The sequence below is a fragment of the Ruegeria sp. C8 genome, assembly GCF_056537565.1.
Genome location: NZ_JBQFRV010000006.1, coordinates 169,387 through 187,012 on the forward strand (window position 1 = coordinate 169,387; position 17,626 = coordinate 187,012).

19 protein-coding genes are annotated in these 17,626 nt (G+C 58.2%); 9 read left to right on the top strand and 10 right to left on the bottom strand.

The features are described 5' to 3' along the window. Nucleotides 1–53: 53 nt before the first annotated feature. Nucleotides 54–293, bottom strand: a complete 240-nt coding sequence (locus ACR0KL_RS10310; protein WP_480776982.1) for a hypothetical protein — start codon at nt 291–293, stop codon at nt 54–56. Next, nucleotides 290–871: a hypothetical protein gene (locus ACR0KL_RS10315; RefSeq protein ID WP_480776983.1), complete on the bottom strand. Its 582-nt coding sequence runs from the start codon at nt 869–871 to the stop codon at nt 290–292. Before ACR0KL_RS10315 ends, ACR0KL_RS10310 begins: the two co-directional genes overlap by 4 nt. A gap of 91 nt (nt 872–962) precedes the next feature. Here ACR0KL_RS10315 and ACR0KL_RS10320 point away from each other — a divergent pair, with 91 nt between their 5' ends. Further along, nucleotides 963–2,189, top strand: a complete 1,227-nt coding sequence (locus ACR0KL_RS10320) for an argininosuccinate synthase (protein ID WP_170470725.1) — start codon at nt 963–965, stop codon at nt 2,187–2,189. Between the two features lie 139 nt (nt 2,190–2,328). Continuing rightward, nucleotides 2,329–2,610 carry an SCP2 sterol-binding domain-containing protein gene (locus ACR0KL_RS10325; RefSeq protein WP_480776984.1) on the top strand — a complete coding sequence of 94 codons (282 nt, stop codon included), beginning with the start codon at nt 2,329–2,331 and terminating at the stop codon, nt 2,608–2,610. Here the strand turns inward: ACR0KL_RS10325 and ACR0KL_RS10330 are convergent. The 3 genes from ACR0KL_RS10330 to ACR0KL_RS10340 are packed head-to-tail and all read right to left on the bottom strand — an operon-like array spanning nt 2,607 to nt 4,468. Beyond that, the gene (locus ACR0KL_RS10330) at nt 2,607–2,948 is read right to left on the bottom strand and encodes a carboxymuconolactone decarboxylase family protein (RefSeq protein WP_170462857.1); all 342 of its coding nucleotides are present in this window, start codon (nt 2,946–2,948) and stop codon (nt 2,607–2,609) included. The genes ACR0KL_RS10325 and ACR0KL_RS10330 overlap by 4 nt on opposite strands. A gap of 11 nt (nt 2,949–2,959) precedes the next feature. After that, entirely contained in the window at nt 2,960–3,718 is a 759-nt protein-coding gene (locus tag ACR0KL_RS10335) for an amino acid ABC transporter permease (protein WP_480776985.1), read from the bottom strand. A 9-nt stretch (nt 3,719–3,727) separates the two neighbouring features. Further along, complete coding sequence (locus ACR0KL_RS10340) at nt 3,728–4,468, bottom strand: amino acid ABC transporter ATP-binding protein (RefSeq protein ID WP_480776986.1); 741 nt, start codon at nt 4,466–4,468, stop codon at nt 3,728–3,730. Between the two features lie 122 nt (nt 4,469–4,590). Here ACR0KL_RS10340 and ACR0KL_RS10345 point away from each other — a divergent pair, with 122 nt between their 5' ends. Both ACR0KL_RS10345 and msrA read left to right on the top strand, forming a co-directional pair. Continuing rightward, nucleotides 4,591–5,361, top strand: a complete 771-nt coding sequence (locus tag ACR0KL_RS10345) for a transporter substrate-binding domain-containing protein (protein ID WP_170380216.1) — start codon at nt 4,591–4,593, stop codon at nt 5,359–5,361. A 160-nt stretch (nt 5,362–5,521) separates the two neighbouring features. Next, a complete protein-coding gene (msrA, locus tag ACR0KL_RS10350) occupies nt 5,522–6,193 on the top strand; it encodes a peptide-methionine (S)-S-oxide reductase MsrA (protein ID WP_170680658.1) in 672 nt (223 codons plus the stop codon). On the opposite strand, the gene ACR0KL_RS10355 is transcribed toward msrA, so the two are convergent. Then, nucleotides 6,190–7,062 carry a ribokinase gene (locus ACR0KL_RS10355; protein ID WP_170680655.1) on the bottom strand — a complete coding sequence of 291 codons (873 nt, stop codon included), beginning with the start codon at nt 7,060–7,062 and terminating at the stop codon, nt 6,190–6,192. The genes msrA and ACR0KL_RS10355 overlap by 4 nt on opposite strands. Further along, the gene (locus ACR0KL_RS10360) at nt 7,059–9,320 is read right to left on the bottom strand and encodes an NADP-dependent malic enzyme (protein ID WP_480776987.1); all 2,262 of its coding nucleotides are present in this window, start codon (nt 9,318–9,320) and stop codon (nt 7,059–7,061) included. The genes ACR0KL_RS10355 and ACR0KL_RS10360 overlap by 4 nt, the downstream gene beginning before the upstream one ends. A 161-nt stretch (nt 9,321–9,481) precedes the next feature. Between ACR0KL_RS10360 and mutS the strand changes: the two genes are divergently transcribed. Next, nucleotides 9,482–12,097 (top strand): DNA mismatch repair protein MutS, encoded by a 2,616-nt coding sequence (gene mutS, locus ACR0KL_RS10365; protein WP_170680837.1) that lies wholly within the window; start codon nt 9,482–9,484, stop codon nt 12,095–12,097. A gap of 58 nt (nt 12,098–12,155) precedes the next feature. Here mutS and ACR0KL_RS10370 read toward each other — a convergent pair whose 3' ends face one another. Both ACR0KL_RS10370 and hrcA read right to left on the bottom strand, forming a co-directional pair. After that, complete coding sequence (locus ACR0KL_RS10370) at nt 12,156–12,719, bottom strand: nucleotide exchange factor GrpE (protein WP_170470713.1); 564 nt, start codon at nt 12,717–12,719, stop codon at nt 12,156–12,158. 10 nt (nt 12,720–12,729) lie between these two features. After that, the gene (gene hrcA, locus ACR0KL_RS10375; protein ID WP_170470711.1) at nt 12,730–13,794 is read right to left on the bottom strand and encodes a heat-inducible transcriptional repressor HrcA; all 1,065 of its coding nucleotides are present in this window, start codon (nt 13,792–13,794) and stop codon (nt 12,730–12,732) included. A gap of 112 nt (nt 13,795–13,906) precedes the next feature. Between hrcA and rph the strand changes: the two genes are divergently transcribed. Genes rph through ACR0KL_RS10395 form a run of 4 tightly spaced genes read left to right on the top strand, consistent with a single transcriptional unit; the run spans nt 13,907 to nt 16,732 of the window. Continuing rightward, on the top strand, nt 13,907–14,620 hold the full coding sequence (rph, locus tag ACR0KL_RS10380; RefSeq protein ID WP_170680649.1) for a ribonuclease PH: 714 nt from the start codon (nt 13,907–13,909) through the stop codon (nt 14,618–14,620). Then, entirely contained in the window at nt 14,617–15,231 is a 615-nt protein-coding gene (gene rdgB / locus ACR0KL_RS10385; RefSeq protein ID WP_170680647.1) for an RdgB/HAM1 family non-canonical purine NTP pyrophosphatase, read from the top strand. The genes rph and rdgB overlap by 4 nt, the downstream gene beginning before the upstream one ends. Beyond that, nucleotides 15,221–16,375 carry a radical SAM family heme chaperone HemW gene (hemW, locus tag ACR0KL_RS10390; RefSeq protein WP_170680643.1) on the top strand — a complete coding sequence of 385 codons (1,155 nt, stop codon included), beginning with the start codon at nt 15,221–15,223 and terminating at the stop codon, nt 16,373–16,375. The genes rdgB and hemW overlap by 11 nt, the downstream gene beginning before the upstream one ends. Before the next feature lie 3 nt (nt 16,376–16,378). Then, nucleotides 16,379–16,732, top strand: a complete 354-nt coding sequence (locus ACR0KL_RS10395) for a YbaN family protein (protein WP_170660972.1) — start codon at nt 16,379–16,381, stop codon at nt 16,730–16,732. On the opposite strand, the gene ACR0KL_RS10400 is transcribed toward ACR0KL_RS10395, so the two are convergent. Continuing rightward, the gene (locus tag ACR0KL_RS10400) at nt 16,722–17,618 is read right to left on the bottom strand and encodes a ParB/RepB/Spo0J family partition protein (protein WP_480776988.1); all 897 of its coding nucleotides are present in this window, start codon (nt 17,616–17,618) and stop codon (nt 16,722–16,724) included. The genes ACR0KL_RS10395 and ACR0KL_RS10400 overlap by 11 nt on opposite strands. Nucleotides 17,619–17,626: the final 8 nt, after the last annotated feature.

Below are 17,626 nucleotides of genomic sequence, written 5' to 3' on the forward strand. Positions count from 1 at the left end.
GGTTTCAGTGGCTTATCCTAAGCAAAAGGGCAAGGAATACATGTGTGTACGAATTACGACAGCGCGCGTTTTTCGATGAAGACGCCATATAACGTTGTCAGGATGCTGACATTGATCAAAGGCACGATCAGCATGCTGGCGAAAACCACCACCAAAGCGCCAATCACCGGGATGATTAGAAGCGCCGCGAAAAGAAGCTGAAGCACCATCTGGAACAACACCAGCAACACAACCAGCGCCACTATGGTGCCGTTCGCTCCGTCAGTTGCCCGCCACGCATCCGACAGTTTCAACGGTTGCCTATTGCTGCGGCGGGCATGACCGGGGACACCCGGTAAAAGGCCACGGATAGGCCCACAACAACCAGAAGCCACGCCAAAATGCCCATCGCAGCCGAGGCCTGCGTCAAAAATCCGATGACAAGCATTGCCGGGATCAGGACGACTACACCCAGCAAGGCCAGCATCACCATCCGCCCAATGTAAGCGAGCATTCGATCCGATCTGAACGCGGGCAGAAAACCGGCCGGGTATTCTTCGAGCAGCACAAAGCGATGCCAGGACACGACAATCCAAACCATGATCGCAAACAGGGATGCCAGCACGCAGAACAGGAACGCTGTGACCGCGCCTGGCGATGCTGCATCCGGCAGACCGTTTGGCTCGGTCGAGATATCTTCGAACGAAATACCAAAAAGAAGGCTGAATGCGATGATGGCCAAACCGCCGATCAGCGCGGGGATCAGAGTGATCTGAATCGCCTGTTTCAGGTTCCGCAAAACCATCTTGATCGAATGCATGAATATCTCGAACGCCAACATCTGGAAATGCCCCTGCTCAACCATCTCTTGTTCTTTGTCCAGCCGTTTCACCCCAATTCCCAGCCTGCGTCAATCCACACAGCTTGCCCCCGCCCACAAAACCCGTTAGGGGCCAATCGTCTTGCGAATAAGGGGAAGTCAGATGTCCGCGCCTAAGAAAGTTGTTCTGGCCTATTCCGGTGGCCTTGATACCTCGATCATTCTGAAATGGTTGCAGACCGAGTATGGTTGTGAGGTCGTCACCTTCACTGCCGATCTGGGTCAGGGTGAGGAACTGGAGCCCGCCCGCCAAAAGGCTGAAATGCTGGGGATTAAACCCGAAAACATCTATATCGAGGACATCCGCGAAGAGTTCGTGCGCGACTTCGTTTTCCCGATGTTCCGTGCAAATGCGCAGTATGAAGGCCTGTACCTGCTGGGCACTTCGATTGCGCGGCCCCTGATCTCGAAACGTCTGGTAGAGATCGCTCAGGAAACCGGTGCTGATGCCGTAGCACATGGCGCGACCGGCAAGGGCAACGATCAGGTTCGCTTTGAATTGGCCGCCTACGCACTGAACCCCGAAATCAAGGTCATCGCCCCGTGGCGCGAGTGGGATTTGACCAGCCGTACTCGACTGATCGAATGGGCCGAAGCGCATCAGATCCCGATCGCCAAGGATAAACGCGGCGAGGCCCCCTTCTCGGTCGATGCCAACCTGCTGCACACCTCCTCCGAGGGCAAGGTTCTGGAAGACCCCGCCGATATGGCACCCGATTATGTCTATCAGCGCACCGTCCACCCCGAGGACGCGCCGAACGAGCCCGAATTCATCGAGATCGGGTTCGAAAAAGGCGACGCGGTCAGCATTAATGGCGAAGCGATGAGCCCGGCCACCATCCTGACCAAGCTGAACGAATATGGCGGCAAGCATGGCATCGGTCGTCTGGACCTTGTCGAAGGCCGGTTCGTAGGCATGAAGTCGCGCGGCATCTACGAAACTCCGGGCGGCACCATCCTGCTGGAAGCACACCGTGGTATCGAATCCATCACCATGGACCGTGGCGCGATGCACCTGAAAGACCAGCTGATGCCGCAATATGCCGAGTTGATCTACAACGGTTTCTGGTACTCGCCCGAACGCGAGATGCTGCAGGCCGCCATCGACAAATCGCAGGAACACGTGACCGGCACCGTGCGGGTGAAACTGTATAAAGGTCTTGCCTCGACCGTGGGCCGCTGGTCCGATCACTCGCTGTATTCCGAGGCGCATGTGACCTTCGAGGAAGACGCTGGTGCCTATGATCAAACCGACGCCGCAGGCTTTATCCAGCTGAACGCGCTGCGTTTGAAACTGCTGGCGGCGCGCGACAAACGTCTGTCCAAGTAACCTGACAATCAGTTTAGAATTCAAAACCCCGGCAATCACACGGTTGCCGGGGTTTTCTTTTGCCCACCGGACCCAGCGTCATGCTTGCCGGATGTGGGGCCATGTTTTTACGTACACGTCAAGTTTGAAAGGACAGACCATGCTGCAAGAGATCGCCGACGGAATTCAAAAAGGACTGAATGGCAAAAGCTTTGACGGCTCGCTCAAGTTCGATTGCGGCGACGCGGGTGTGATCGTGCTGGCCGACAATCAGGCCACCACGCAGGATCAGGATACCGATTGCACCATCCGTATCTCGCAGGACAACCTTACCAAGCTGCTGACCGGCAAGCTGAACCCGATGACAGGCGTTGCTTTGGGAAAGCTCAAGATCTCGGGCAATATGGGTGTGGCGATGAAGCTGGGGCGGCTTCTGGGTTAATCGCCTTCCGAGAACACATCAAACGCCTTCAGCGCCTTTGCGCTGTAGGCAAAAGACGGGCCTCCGCCCATATAGGTCGCCATCGAGAGCGCCTCGCACAACTCCTCGCGGGTGGCGCCGAGACGCACCAGTGATTTCACGTGAAACCCGATGCAGCTGTCGCAACGTGTGGCGATGGCAATGCCCAGCGCGATGAACTCTTTGGTTTTTTCGCTCAGGGCGCCGTCGGTTTTGGCCGCTTTGCCCATCATCCCGAAACCGCGCACCGTTTCGGGAACCTCTTTCGAGAGGGTGCCGATATTGGCCTCGGTCTCGGCCATGAAGTCTTTCCAGTCCATACTGTGCCTCCTTATCCGCGTTCGTCCGCGCCCATGCGGCGTTCCAGCCAGCGTACCCCTGCGCTGATGATCAGAACCAGGATCAGGTATTCAAATATCAGCAAGGTGTAGATTTCCAGCGGACGGTATTCCGTCACCACCAGCTCATTCGCACGGCGGGTCAGTTCCTGCATACCGATGACACTGGCAAAGGCGCTCATCTTGACGATGTAGATGAACTGGTTGGCCAAGGGCGGCAGGATGCGCCGGATCGCTTGCGGCAGGATCACATAGCGCATGGTCTGTACATAGTTCAGCCCGATGGTCTGGGCCGCCTCGCGCTGGCCGCGTGCTATGGATTGGATGCCGGCGCGGTAGATCTCGGCCGTGAAGGCGCTGTCGGAAATCGCCAGGGTAATGATCGCGCCCCAGAAGGGATCAATCGGGATGTTCAGACCCATCGACTGGAACACGATCGGCAGTCCGTAGAACACCCAGAACAGCATAGGCAACAGCGGAATGGCGCGAATGAACTCGACATAGACCCTGTTTAGCAGCCGCCAGCCGCGTTTCTCGGACAATCCGGGCAAGGCAACCAACAGGCCGATCACAATCGAAAGCGCCGCTGCGATCAGAGAGATCAGGATCGTCGCGCCCATGCCTGAGATCAGGAATTTCACGTTGATCCAGCCGGAGTCAGTCCGCGGGTCGATGACATACCAGCCCCATGTCTGGGATGAGGAACAGCCCGCCAGCAGCAGAAGCGGTATGAGGAGAAGTGCTTTTTTCATCATACCCACTCAGTGCTGCAATATCTGGCTGAGGAACTTGCGACACCGCTCCGAGGTCGGATTGGTGAAGAAATGCTCTGGCTTGCCCTGCTCCAGGATCTCGCCCTCATCCATGAAGATCATCTTGTCGGCGACCTTGCGGGCAAACCCCATCTCATGGGTGACAACGACCATGGTCATGCCTTCATGCGCCAGCTCAACCATCACGTCCAGCACCTCGGCGATCATTTCGGGATCGAGGGCTGAGGTTGGCTCATCAAACAAAAGAACTTTCGGCTCCATGCAAAGGGATCGGGCAATGGCGACGCGTTGTTGCTGACCGCCGGACAGTTGGATGGGGCGTTTATCGGCCTGATCGGGGATGTGAACACGCTCTAGATAATGGCGCGCGCGCTCTTCAGCCTGCGCGCGGCTCAGACCCCGCGCCTTGATCGGGCCGAGCGTCAGGTTGTCCAGAACGCTCAGATGCGGGAAAAGGTTGAACTGCTGAAACACCATGCCGACTTCAGACCGGATCGTGGCCGCGGATCTGGCGTCATCCTTCAGCTCGACCCCGTCAATGCGGATGGTCCCTTTCTGATGTTTCTCCAACTGGTTGATACAGCGCACGACCGTGGACTTACCCGAGCCGGACGGCCCGCAGATCACAACCTTTTCACCACTATTGACCGTAAGGTTGATATTCTTGAGGACATGGAACGTATCGAACCACTTGTTCACATCGACAAGCTCGATGGCGGGGTCTGGCATTGGTCGATCTGTCCCTAGTTTGCGCGGGTGGATTGATTTATTGGGCCTGCGCCCCCTATCCCGCTTAAAACAACGAACTATATATGGCAGCAAGTCCCAGCTGCCACCAACAGGAGAATTAAATGAACACAATCTGGAGAGCAGCCGCAGCCGCTGCGCTTGGTCTGGTCTTGTCAGGCGCAGCCCAGGCGCAATCGGCACTGAACGAAATCCTGGATTCCGGTGTTTTGAAGGTCGGCACGACCGGTGATTGGAACCCGATGTCCCTGCGGGATCCGGCCACCAACAGCTACAAAGGCTATGACATCGACATCATGAACGAACTCGCCGCCGATTTGGGGGTTGAGGTCGAATACGTCCCGACCGATTGGAAAACTCTAGTGAATGGCGTTGTGGCGAAGAAATACCACCTGACCGGCTCGGCCTCGATCTCGCCGCCGCGGATGAAGGTTGCCGGATTCTCGGACAGCTATATCTCGGTTGAGCTGTTCCCATACACGACCAAGGACAAGGCCGACAAATTCGACGGCTATGAGTCGATCAACCAGCCGGGTGTGACGGTCGCAACAACGCTGGGCACAACCTTTGAGAAGCGCGTCCGCGAGTGGTTCCCGAATGCCGAGATCAAAGTGGTCGAAGCCCCCGCACGTGGTTTTCAAGAAGTGATCGCCGGACGGGCCGATGTGTTCATCACATCGAACATCGAAGGCTCCACCTTGGAAGAGAAGTTCCCGATCGAGCGTGTTAAGAACGCCGGACCACGTTCCCCTTCACCCATCGCGATGATCCTGCCGCAGGATGATCAGGTCTGGATCAACTACGTGAACAACTGGATTGAGGTGAAGAAAGCCCAGGGCTTCTTTGAGGAAAACCAAAAGAAATGGGGTCTGTGATCCTGCCAACGCCCGGCCTAACAGCCGGGCGTTTTCTTGCCGGTCGCATGGGTAAACAGGTCGGTCAATAAACTCAGGTCACCAGCGCGTGACATTCCATGTCAGGCAATTGCAACTTGTTAGAACACCGGTCACCTTGAGTCTCGGAAGGAGACATACCATGACCCGGACTGCATATCTCGACTACCTTAAACCCGCCTTGTTGTTCACCTTGATTGCATTGGCCGCCACCTTGCGCGCGGTTCCGGCCCCGGCTGCAGGGACCGAGACCCTGACGGTTGCCGGTGGATGCTTCTGGTGTGTTGAATCCGATTTCGAATCCGTACCCGGCGTAATTGGCGCTGTGTCCGGGTTCACGGGCGGCTCTGTCTCGAACCCGACCTATGAACAGGTGACCAAAGGCGGCACGGGCCACTACGAGGCTGTTCAGATCACGTTTGATCCAGCGCGCGTCTCACGTGAAACGCTGCTGAACATGTTCTTCCGCTCGGTCGATCCCACAGATGCCGGCGGTCAGTTCTGCGACCGCGGAGAGAGCTACCGCACCGCAATTTTCGTCTCTAACGCAGGGGAAAAAGCGCTTGCGCAACAGGCGAAGACCAACGCGCAACGAGCCCTTGGCCAAACAGTCGTAACCCCGATCCTGCAGGAGGGCGCGTTTTATCCGGCCGAGGCATACCATCAGGACTACTACAAAGGCGACAAGCTGGTCTTCACCCGCTTTGGCCCCAAGCGCCAGAAAAACGCCTATAAAGCCTATCGCAACGCCTGCGGTCGGGACGCTCGGGTGAAGCAGCTTTGGGGAAGCGACGCGCCCTTTACCGGATCTTAATCCAACTGCGCGTCCCGGACTTCCCTCAGATCCGGAATGACATCTGCAGTGCCGTGCCGCGTGACCATCAGGGCCGCGGCGCGGTTTGCTTGTAGAATGGCCTGCTCCATCGGCATGCCACGGTCCATCCCAGCCAGAACATAGCCGGTGAACGTGTCCCCTGCGCCTGTCGTATCCACTGCCTGCACCTTGTGAGCCGCGAAATCCACGGGGTCACAACCTTGCTGCAGATATCGCGCGCCTTTCGACCCAAGCGTAACGATCACATGGCGCACCGGCAGTTCCGCTGCATCCAACCCGGTTTCCTGCCGCAATTGCTCGGCCTCGACCTCGTTGAGGATCAGGAAATCCAGATAGGGCAGAACCTCTTGCACCGATTGCGCCTGAAACGGCGCGGCGGCGTAGCAGACGGTCAGGCCAAGCTCATGCCCCAGACGGGCCGCTTCGACCTGAGCGTTGGTTTCATTCTGCAAAACCAGAATATCCCCGGTATTGGCCGAGGCCAGCGCCTGCCCAATCTGCGCGCTGTCAAGCGCATGGTTGGCGCCGGGGTATAGGATGATCAGGTTCTCGCCCTGGGCGTCCACCCCAATGATCGCGTGACCGGTCGGCACATCCACCTCAGCGATGAACCGCGTGTCGACACCATATTCCGTCAGTCGATCCTTGGCCCAGCGCCCATCCGGACCGACAGCACCGATATGGCTGACCCGGGATCCCGCGCGCGATCCGGCAACGGACATATTGGCCCCTTTGCCGCCCAGAAAACGCTCAAGACCGTCTGCCGCCAAGGTCTCACCCGCCGCAGGCAGGTGCGGCAGGCCGTAAACCATGTCGGCGTTGATCGAGCCTAGGTTCCAGATCGTCATGACTTGCCAATATCGCAGGAGGCCAGAATGGCCATGTTCAGGATATCATTGGCCGTCGACACGGTCGAGCAGATCTGAATCGGCTTGTCGACGCCAGATAGGATCGGGCCGATCACTGTGGCTCCGCCCATTTCCTGCATCAGTTTGGTCGAGATCGAGGCCGAGTGCCGCGCGGGCACGATCAGGATGTTGGCCGGGCCGGTTAGGCGCTGGAACGGGTATCCGGCCTGCTGATCCACGTTCAGAGCAACATCGACGGTCATCTCGCCTTCGTATTCGAAATCAACGCCACGCTGGTCGAGAACCGCAGGCGCGCGGTGCATCTTTTCGGCCCGTTCCGAGACCGGATAGCCAAAGGTCGAGAAGCTGACAAACGCCACGCGCGGTTCAAGCCCCATATGGCGAGCCACGTCCGCCGAACGTTCGGCGATATTGGCCAAATCGTTCTCATCCGGCCATTCATGCACGAGCGTATCGCCGATCAGAACAATGCGCCCCTTGTGCAGCAACGCCGTCACGCCCGCCGCGCCATGGGCGGCATCGGCGTCAAAAACATGGTTGATCCGGTCCAGCACGTGGGCCGATTTGCGCGTCGCCCCTGTCACAAGGCCGTCACCATGCCCGTGCGCGAGCATCAGGGATGAGAACACATGCCGGTCCCGGGCCGCCAGACGGTGGATATCCTTGGGGTCAAAACCTTTGCGTTGCAAACGGTTATACAGGAAATTCGAATAGGTCTCGAGATGCGAGGTGTTGGCGGCGTTCACCACCTCAAGTTCACGCACCGCATCGCCCAGACCGGCCTCTTCCAGCTTGGTTTTCACATCAACTGGACGGCCCACAACCAGCGCCTTGCCAAAGCCCGAGCGCTGATAGGTCACCGCAGCGCGCAACACGCGCGGATCGTCGCCCTCGGCAAAGATCATGCGGCTTTGCGCCTGACGCGCACGGGCATTCAGGCCGCGCAGGATGCTGGCGGTCGGATCCATACGGGACTTGAGGCTCAGTTCATAAGCCTCCATGTCGATGATCGGGCGGCGGGCCGCTCCGGTATCCATCCCGGCCTTTGCGACCGCCGGAGGGATGCGGTGAATCAAGCGCGGGTCAAACGGCGTCGGGATGATGTAGTCGCGGCCAAAGGTCAGCGATTTGCCATAGGCCATGGCGACCTCATCCGGCACATCCTCACGCGCCAGACGGGCCAGAGCATGGGCACAGGCGATCTTCATCTCGTCATTGATGGCGCGCGCATGGATATCCAACGCACCTCGGAACAGGTAGGGGAATCCCAAAACGTTGTTCACCTGGTTGGGATAGTCGCTACGCCCGGTGGCAACGATCGCGTCAACGCGGACCTCATGCGCCTCTTCCGGCGTGATCTCAGGATCCGGGTTCGCCATTGCGAAAATCACCGGATTATCGGCCATGCTCGCAACCATATCCTGCGTCACAGCCCCCTTGACCGAAACGCCCAGGAATACATCCGCACCCTTCATGGCGTCTTCAAGCGACCGCAAATCGGTTGAGATCGCATGGGCCGACTTCCACTGGTTCATACCCTCGGTCCTGCCCTGATAGATCACGCCTTTGGTGTCACAGACAATGCAGTTCTCATGCCGCGCACCCATCGACTTGAGCAGCTCGATACAGGCGATGCCCGCAGCACCTGCACCGTTCAGAACGATCTTAACATCTTCAATTTTTTTGCCCGAAATATGCAGCGCGTTCAGCAGACCCGCTGCACAGATCACCGCCGTGCCGTGCTGGTCATCATGGAAGACGGGAATATCCATCTCTTCCTTCAGGCGCTGTTCGATGATGAAACACTCTGGCGCCTTGATGTCTTCGAGGTTGATGCCACCAAAGGTCGGCCCCATCAGACGCACGGCGCGGCAGAACTCATCCGGGTCCTCAGTATCCAACTCGATATCGATCGAATTCACATCGGCGAACCGTTTAAACAGGACAGATTTCCCCTCCATCACTGGTTTCGACCCCAGCGCACCCAGATTGCCAAGACCCAGCACGGCGGTCCCGTTCGAGATCACAGCGACCAGATTGCCCTTGTTGGTATAGTCATAGGCAGTCTCGGGCGCTTCGGCGATTGCTTCACATGGAACAGCGACGCCGGGGCTGTAGGCCAGCGAAAGATCGCGCTGCGTGGTCATGGGAACGGTGGCCTGCACCTCCCACTTGCCGGGGGTCGGGTCGAGGTGAAAGGCCAGTGCCTCTTCTTTGGTGATCTTCGCTTTGGGCATCTTAAATGTCGTTTCCATGACTTCGGGGCTGATGCGTCATAGCGCAGCCACGCGCGGGCCTCAATGAGAATGAGTTTTCGGCTTTTACAGAAGATGGGGGATTTGTAAGGTCACGTCCGGAACACGCCAGAAGGGGGCCGCTTTTGTCCACAGTCACGCCGATGATGGCGCAGTATCTCGAGATCAAAGAGGCCCATGCCGACGCCCTGCTGTTCTACCGTATGGGCGATTTCTACGAGATGTTTTTTGAGGACGCCGTCAACGCCGCGGAGGCGCTGGACATCGCCCTGACCAAACGCGGCAAACACAATGGTAACGATATCCCCATGTGCGGCGTCCCGGTTCATGCGGCCGAGGGCTATTTGCTGACCCTCATCCGCAAAGGGTTCCGTGTGGCCGTCTGCGAACAGATGGAAAGCCCGGCGGAAGCGAAAAAAAGAGGCTCTAAGTCGGTGGTAAAGCGCGATGTCGTACGTCTGGTGACGCCCGGCACGCTGACCGAAGACGCCCTGCTGGAAGCCCGCCGCCACAACTTTCTGGCCACTTATGCCGAGGTCCGGGATGAGGCCGCACTGGCCTGGGCCGATATCTCGACCGGGGCGTTTCACGTGATGCCTTTGACCTCCGTGCGGCTCAGCCCCGAGCTGGCCCGGCTCGCCCCATCCGAGCTGATCGTTGCCGACGGAATGGAACAGTCGCTGAACGAAACCGTCCGCGACCTTGGGATTTCGCTGACGCCTGTCGGACGGGCCAGCTTCGACAGTACCGCGGCGGAAAAACGCATCTGCGGGCTGTTTCACGTGGGCGCGCTGGAGGCGTTCGGGTCTTTTGGCCGGGCAGAGATTTCCGCCATGGGCGCCCTGATCGACTATCTTGAGATCACGCAGAAGGGCAAACTGCCCCTCCTGCAAACACCCCTGAAGGAATCCGAAGACCGTGTGGTGCAGATCGATGCCGCCACTCGCCGCAATCTGGAACTAACCCGGTCTCTGTCGGGCGGTCGCGCCGGATCGTTGTTGTCGGTGGTCGACCGCACCGTCACACCCGGCGGGGCACGATTGCTGGAACAGCGCCTCTCAAGCCCGTCTCGAAATCTGGATGTGATCCATTCCCGTCTCGACGCCGTCAGCTTTGCCGCCGAAGACAGCCTGATCGCCTCAGACCTGCGCGAGGCCCTGCGCAAAACCCCCGATCTGGACCGCGCCCTGTCTCGCCTGTCGCTTGAACGTGGCGGGCCTCGCGATCTGGCCGCCATCCGCAACGGCCTGACCCAAGCCACCGCAATTGCCGGCATCTGCGAAGGGCAGGATCTGCCGGTCCTGCTGACAACCGCCTTGCAAAACCTTGTTGGCTTCAACGACCTCATGAACCTACTGGATGAGGCTTTGGTGGCCGAACCACTCCTGCTGGCCCGCGACGGTGGCTTCATTGCCCCCGGCTTTGACCCCGAATTGGACGAAGCGCGCACTCTGCGCGACGAAGGTCGATCTGTCATCGCCGGGTTTCAACAGAAATATGCGGAACACACCGGCATCGCCTCGCTGAAGATCAAGCACAACAACGTCTTGGGCTATTTCATCGAAACCACGGCTACGCATGCCGAGAAGATGCTGAACCCGCCGTTCTCTGAGACCTATATCCATCGCCAAACCACCGCCAACCAAGTGCGGTTTACCACCGTCGAACTGTCCGAGATCGAAACCCGTATCTTGAATGCTGGAAACTTGGCGCTTGAGATCGAAAAGCGGCTCTATAAAAGGCTTTCTGACGAAATTCTGGCTCTCGCCGCCCGCCTCAACCAAGCTGCCAGAGGACTAGCCGAACTTGATTTAACCACAGCACTTTCCGATCTTGCACGCGGTGAGAACTGGTGCCGCCCGCAGGTCGACACCTCGCGCGCCTTTGAGGTTCAGGGCGGACGCCACCCGGTGGTGGAACACGCGCTGCGCCAGCAAAGCGGCGATGCCTTCGTCGCAAATGACTGCGATCTCAGTGCCGAAGACGGGGCCGCAATTTGGCTTCTGACCGGTCCCAACATGGCCGGTAAATCAACCTTCCTCCGCCAGAACGCTCTGATCGCCCTACTGGCCCAAATGGGCAGCTACGTCCCTGCGGAACAGGCCCATATTGGCCTTGTCAGCCAGCTTTTCAGCCGTGTCGGAGCATCAGACGATCTTGCCCGAGGCCGCTCGACCTTCATGGTCGAAATGGTCGAAACTGCCGCCATTCTGAACCAGGCTGATGACCGCGCACTGGTCATTCTGGATGAAATCGGCCGCGGAACCGCCACCTATGACGGCCTCTCCATCGCCTGGGCCACGCTGGAGCACCTGCACGCTGCCAACCAATGCCGTGCCTTGTTTGCCACGCATTACCACGAACTCACCGCGCTTGCTGGAAAGCTCAAAGGCGTCGACAATGCCACCGTCGCCGTGAAGGAATGGGAAGGTGAGGTCATCTTCCTGCATGAGGTCCACAAAGGCGCCGCCGACCGATCCTATGGCGTGCAAGTCGCCCAACTGGCAGGTCTGCCTGCCTCAGTCGTCGAGCGTGCCCGCATCGTATTGGATCAACTGGAAAAAACCGAGCGTGAGGGCGGTAAACAAAAATCCCTGATCGACGACCTTCCGCTCTTCTCTGCCGCTCCACCACCGCCGCCGCCTGCGCCGAAAGCCTCACCAGTCGCAGACATGCTGAACGACATCCTGCCAGACGAGCTGACCCCCCGCGAAGCACTCGACTTGATCTACAAACTGAAAGAGGCGGCCAAATCCTGACCGCCCCTTATTCTGTTCAAAAATACCTCCGCCGGAGGCTTGGCCTCGCAGAGGCCAATCAGCTCGCAGGTGTCGACGACACACCAACCTGCGCCGGGCGCAGCAAACGGTCGTGCAACATAAACCCTTCTGCAGACACCTGAATGATGTCCCCAGCGCGCGTTCCCGGTACTGGCGCTTCAAACATCGCTTCATGCACGTTCGGGTCAAACCGATCCCCAACCTCAGGCGTGATCACTTCGATCCCGTGCTTTTGGAATACGTCTTTCAACGCTCGCATGGTCAGTTCAACACCTTCCAGCAAACCAGCAGCCACTTCTTTCTGCTCATCGGTCGCTGCTTCAAGCGCGCGCTTCATGTTGTCATAAACCGGCAGCATGTCGCGGGCCAGTTTCGACCCACCATATTGCTCCGCGTCCCGGCGGGCCTTGTCGCCACGCTTGCGCGCGTTTTCCGCGTCAGCCAACGCGCGCATGAACTTGTCTTTGTAGTCATCCCGCTCGGCGCGCAACTCATCCAGTTCCAGCGCCTCGTCGCTGATCTCAGCGAACTCTTCGGCCAATTCTTCCGCTTCGGCCGCCATGATGTCGTCCAGAAATTCTTCGTTCTTGGGCTCTGCCATCTCTTACCCTCTAGCTCCGGTCGGATATCAGCTTGCCGACCAGTTGCGCCGTATAATCCACGATCGGTACGATCCGTCCATAATTCAAACGAGTGGGCCCGATGACCCCAACCGCACCAATTATCTTACGATCAGCGTTCATATAAGGAGACACCACCAAAGAGGAACCCGAAAGTGAGAAAAGTTTGTTCTCGGAGCCAATAAAAATGCGTACACCCTCGCCTTCCTCGGTCAATTCAAGGAATTCGGCAATGTCGCGCTTGCGTTCCAGATCATCGAACAAGGTGCGAATGCGGTCCAACTCCTCAGCCTCACCCGAATCTGCAAGAAGATTCGCCCGACCACGCACGATCAGACGGGCCGAGTCGCTTCCATCCCCGTCCCAGGCCGCAATCCCGCTTTCCACCATCTCTCGGGCCAGTACGTCGATCTCTTGCCGACGCGCATCAATCTGCGACAGCATCTGACGGCGCACTTCGCTCAGGGTTCGCCCCTCGATCAGCGCATTCAGGAAATTTGCGGCCTCTCGCATCGAACTGGGCGTCTGACCCGGTGGCGGTGTGAACAGCCGATTTTCGACATGCCCATCCGAGAAAACCAGAACCACCAGCGCTCGGTCATGCGCCAATGAGACAAACTCGATATGCTTGATCTCGGCCTCGTGTTTTGGCGTCAGAACCAGTGACGCGCCATGTGTCACGTGTGACAAGGCCGAGCCCACGCGATCCAGCATTCCGCCAACATCGCCTGCGTTAGAGCCTAAAGTCTCGTCCAGTTTTTGCCGATCGTCGGCGCCCAGATCGCCGACTTCAAGCAAACCGTCCACGAACATCCGCAGCCCCTGCTGCGTCGGAATTCGCCCTGCAGACACGTGAGGGCTGTCCAGCAGACCCAGAAACTCAAGATCCTGCATCACATTGCGCACGGTTGCGGCACTGACTTTTTCGGAAAGGGTCCGTGTCAGGGTGCGGCTTCCCACCGGCTCACCGCTTTCCAGATAGCTTTCGACGATCAGCCGAAACACCTCACGCGACCGGTCGTTCATCTCTGACAGAATTCTGCTGGCTTCGCTCATTCTCGGTCCCCTGCTGGACTGCCATTAAATCGCAGGTAAATGAAAGGTCAATCGGGGTTGCATCGTAATGCCGCAGGACGTTATCCCCAACCCAGCAAACAAAGGAATTCCCATGCGACCCTCAGGACGTGATCTAAACGAAATGCGCGCCGTTTCAATCGAGACGGGCTTCACCAAACATGCCGAAGGGTCTTGCCTGATCAAGATGGGCGACACCCATGTGCTGTGCACCGCTACGATCGAGGATCGCGTGCCGCCCTTCATCAAGGGTTCGGGCCTGGGTTGGGTGACTGCCGAGTACGGCATGCTGCCCCGCGCAACCAACACCCGGATGCGGCGTGAGGCGTCTTCGGGCAAACAAGGCGGTCGTACCGTAGAAATCCAGCGCCTGATTGGCCGCGCCCTGCGTGCCGGTGTCGACCGGGTTGCATTGGGTGAGCGTCAGATCACCGTCGACTGCGATGTCATCCAGGCGGATGGCGGCACCCGCTGCGCCTCGATCACCGGTGGCTGGGTGGCGCTGCGTCTGGCCGTGAACAAGTTGATGAAAGCGGGTGACGTGATCTCAGATCCCTTAGTAGACCCTGTTGCAGCCGTTTCTTGCGGCATCTACGCGGGTCAGCCGGTTCTGGACCTCGACTACCCCGAAGACAGCGAGGCGGGCGTGGATGGCAACTTCATCATGACCGGCTCGGGCAAACTAATCGAAGTACAGATGAGCGCCGAAGGCTCGGTCTTCAGCCGCGCGCAGATGGATCAACTGATGGATCTGGCCGAAAAAGGTGTGGGTGAGCTGGCAGCCGCCCAAAAGGCCGCCACAGCATGACCCGCAAGTTCGACGGCGACAGGCTACTGGTCGCCACACACAACAAAGGCAAGCTTGAGGAGATGGCGCATCTCCTCAACCCCTTTGGCGTGACCGTGGTTGGCGCGGCAGAAATGAACCTGCCCGAACCGGACGAGACTGAAGATACCTTTGTCGGCAATGCCCGGATCAAAGCGCATGCTGCCGCCAAGGCCACCGGCCTGCCTGCCCTGTCGGACGATTCCGGGATCACCATCGACGCGCTGGACGGTGCGCCGGGCGTCTATACGGCCGATTGGGCCGAAACCGACAATGGCCGCGATTTCATGATGGCCATGACCCGTGCCAATAACGAACTAGAGGCCAAGAACGCCCCTCACCCGCGCACCGCGCAGTTCCGCTGCACATTGGTTCTGGCCTGGCCCGACGGTCATGACGAAGTGTTCGAAGGCATTGCACCCGGTCATCTCGTCTGGCCAATCCGAGGTAAGGACGGCTTCGGGTATGACCCTATGTTTGTCCCCGAAGGTCACGACATTACCTTTGCCGAGATGGATCGTTGGGAAAAGAACAAGATCAGCCATCGCGGTCGCGCGGTAGAGATGTTCGTGAAGGGCTGCTTTGGCGGATGATTGGCGCAACGGGGGCTTTGGCCTGTATGTGCATTGGCCCTTTTGCGAGGCCAAGTGCCCCTATTGCGATTTCAACAGCCATGTTTCTAAAAATATTGACCAAAAACAATGGCTTGATGCTTATCTAGCCGAACTACGCCGATCAGCCAGTGAAACGCCCGACAGGGTTCTAAACACGATCTTCTTTGGCGGTGGCACTCCGTCACTGATGAACCCCGACACCGTTGCAGCCGTCATTGACGAAGCCCGCAACCTCTGGCGGCCCGCCAACGACATGGAAATATCGCTCGAGGCCAACCCCGGTTCGGTCGAGGCCGGGCGCTTTGCGGCCTATCGTGACGCTGGCGTCAATCGGATTTCGATGGGTGTGCAGGCGCTGAACGATGAAGACCTCCGCCGCTTGGGTCGCATCCATACGGTCGCCGAAGCACGCGCCGCCTTCGACATCGCCCGCACCTGTTTCGACCGCGTGAGCTTTGATTTGATCTACGCGCGCCAACATCAAACCCTTGAAGCTTGGCAGGCCGAGTTGACCGAGGCCCTGTCTATGGCCGTTGATCACCTGTCGCTCTATCAACTGACCATCGAAGAAGGCACCGCCTTTGGGGATCGCTACGCGGTCGGAAAATTGCGCGGTTTGCCCGAGGATGACCACGCCGCCGATATGTATCTGGCCACGCAAGAGATCTGCGAGGCGCACGGCCTACCAGCCTATGAAGTCTCCAACCATGCCCGCCCCGGCGCCGAGTCGCAGCACAACAAGATCTATTGGCGCTACGGCGACTATATTGGGATCGGACCTGGCGCGCATGGTCGTGTCACTTTGAACAGGCGTAAATTCGCGACGGAGACCCATTTGTCGCCAAATACTTGGCTAAAGGCGGTTTCCAACGGATCCGGAGAAAGTGATCGAACTGAGGTTCTTCCAGTCGAACAGGCAGCTGAATACCTTATGATGTGTATCCGACTCACTAAAGGCCTAGATATGGAGAGGTTTAGCGCTCTCTCCGGGCACCCTCTTCCCAATGACAAACTCGTCTCTCTGTCTGACCTTGGCATGATCGAGCTGTCAGACACGCGCCTAAGGGCAACCAAAGACGGGCGTGCCGTTCTGAACGCGGTCATCCGCGAGTTGTTGGAGTAACCGATGCAGTACCTCTGGGCCGGTCTTGGTTTGCTCTGCGTCGCGCTCGCCATGGTCGGAGTTGTCTTGCCGCTTCTCCCAACCGTTCCCTTTCTGCTGTTGGCCGCGTTTTTCTTTGCCCGCTCATCGTCCCGGCTACACAATTGGCTTCTAACACATCAGGTGTTTGGTCCGATGATTATCGATTGGCAAAGCTCCGGCGCGATCCGCCCGAGCGCAAAAAAGGCGGCCACCGTGTCGGTCGCCGCCGTATTTGGCATCTCGGTTCTGCTGTCTTTACCGTCCTACGTCCTGATTATTCAGGCCGTGGTTCTGAGCGGCGTCATGATCTTTATCTGGACCCGCCCTAACGGCTGAGCTTAGCGCAAAGATCGTCCAACTGATCCAGGTTTTCATAGGTCAACACAACCTGACCCGTTTCCGTCCCCGCCTTGTGGTTGATTGCAACCTTCATAGCCAAGATGGCTGAGAGGTCTTTCTCCAATGCGCGGGTATCTGCATCTTTGCCTGCATTCAGATCCCGAGACCTCGGTGCGGGACGATCTCCTGTATCCTGCTGTTGCTTTTTCACCAGGGCTTCTGTGGCTCGTACCGAAAGCCCCTCTTTCACGACCTGTTTGGCCAGTTCCGATGGATTCTCGGCCGTGATCAAAGCCCTTGCATGGCCAGCGGATAATTTCCCTTCTATCACAAGGGCTTGCACATCCATTGGTAGAGACAAAAGCCGCAAGAGGTTAGCGATATGGCTGCGACTTTTACCCAAAGCCTCGGCCAGTTTCTCCTGCGTGTGGCCGAAACGATCCATGAGCTGCTTGTAACCAGCCGCTTCTTCGACGGAATTGAGGTCCGCCCGTTGGATATTCTCGATAATCGCGACTTCCAGAACTTCAGTATCATCAAAGTCACGAATAATAACTGGAATATCATGCAGTTGCGCCATTTGCGCGGCGCGCCAACGGCGTTCCCCGGCAACGATTTCATACTCTCCGGCACCGATCGAGCGCACGATCAATGGTTGGATGATTCCCTTTTCCTTGACCGAGGATGCCAACTCATCCAACTGCTCCGCCTGGAAAGTCCGGCGCGGCTGGTTCGGGTTTGCTTTCAGCTTTTCGATGGGTACCGTCATATCCGGGCGGCGCGGCTCGACGGGTGAGCGTCCATCGGTTTCCTGCGTAACATCCGCCATAAGGGCCGAAAGACCACGACCAAGACCCCTGGGTTTCGCTTTTTTGGCGCTCATGTCGCCCT

Bases quoted from the DNA above. Each gene is read 5' to 3' on its own strand.
- rph (WP_170680649.1), top strand. From the start codon at position 13,907: ATGCGACCCTCAGGACGTGATCTAAACGAAATGCGCGCCGTTTCAATC.
- ACR0KL_RS10395 (WP_170660972.1), top strand. From the start codon at position 16,379: ATGCAGTACCTCTGGGCCGGTCTTGGTTTGCTCTGCGTCGCGCTCGCC.
- ACR0KL_RS10355 (WP_170680655.1), bottom strand. From the start codon at position 7,062: ATGACGATCTGGAACCTAGGCTCGATCAACGCCGACATGGTTTACGGC.
- ACR0KL_RS10320 (WP_170470725.1), top strand. From the start codon at position 963: ATGTCCGCGCCTAAGAAAGTTGTTCTGGCCTATTCCGGTGGCCTTGAT.
- ACR0KL_RS10325 (WP_480776984.1), top strand. From the start codon at position 2,329: ATGCTGCAAGAGATCGCCGACGGAATTCAAAAAGGACTGAATGGCAAA.
- ACR0KL_RS10335 (WP_480776985.1), bottom strand. From the start codon at position 3,718: ATGAAAAAAGCACTTCTCCTCATACCGCTTCTGCTGCTGGCGGGCTGT.
- msrA (WP_170680658.1), top strand. From the start codon at position 5,522: ATGACCCGGACTGCATATCTCGACTACCTTAAACCCGCCTTGTTGTTC.
- rdgB (WP_170680647.1), top strand. From the start codon at position 14,617: ATGACCCGCAAGTTCGACGGCGACAGGCTACTGGTCGCCACACACAAC.
- ACR0KL_RS10400 (WP_480776988.1), bottom strand. From the start codon at position 17,618: ATGAGCGCCAAAAAAGCGAAACCCAGGGGTCTTGGTCGTGGTCTTTCG.
- mutS (WP_170680837.1), top strand. From the start codon at position 9,482: ATGATGGCGCAGTATCTCGAGATCAAAGAGGCCCATGCCGACGCCCTG.
- hrcA (WP_170470711.1), bottom strand. From the start codon at position 13,794: ATGAGCGAAGCCAGCAGAATTCTGTCAGAGATGAACGACCGGTCGCGT.
- ACR0KL_RS10360 (WP_480776987.1), bottom strand. From the start codon at position 9,320: ATGCCCAAAGCGAAGATCACCAAAGAAGAGGCACTGGCCTTTCACCTC.
- ACR0KL_RS10345 (WP_170380216.1), top strand. From the start codon at position 4,591: ATGAACACAATCTGGAGAGCAGCCGCAGCCGCTGCGCTTGGTCTGGTC.
- ACR0KL_RS10340 (WP_480776986.1), bottom strand. From the start codon at position 4,468: ATGCCAGACCCCGCCATCGAGCTTGTCGATGTGAACAAGTGGTTCGAT.
- ACR0KL_RS10330 (WP_170462857.1), bottom strand. From the start codon at position 2,948: ATGGACTGGAAAGACTTCATGGCCGAGACCGAGGCCAATATCGGCACC.
- ACR0KL_RS10370 (WP_170470713.1), bottom strand. From the start codon at position 12,719: ATGGCAGAGCCCAAGAACGAAGAATTTCTGGACGACATCATGGCGGCC.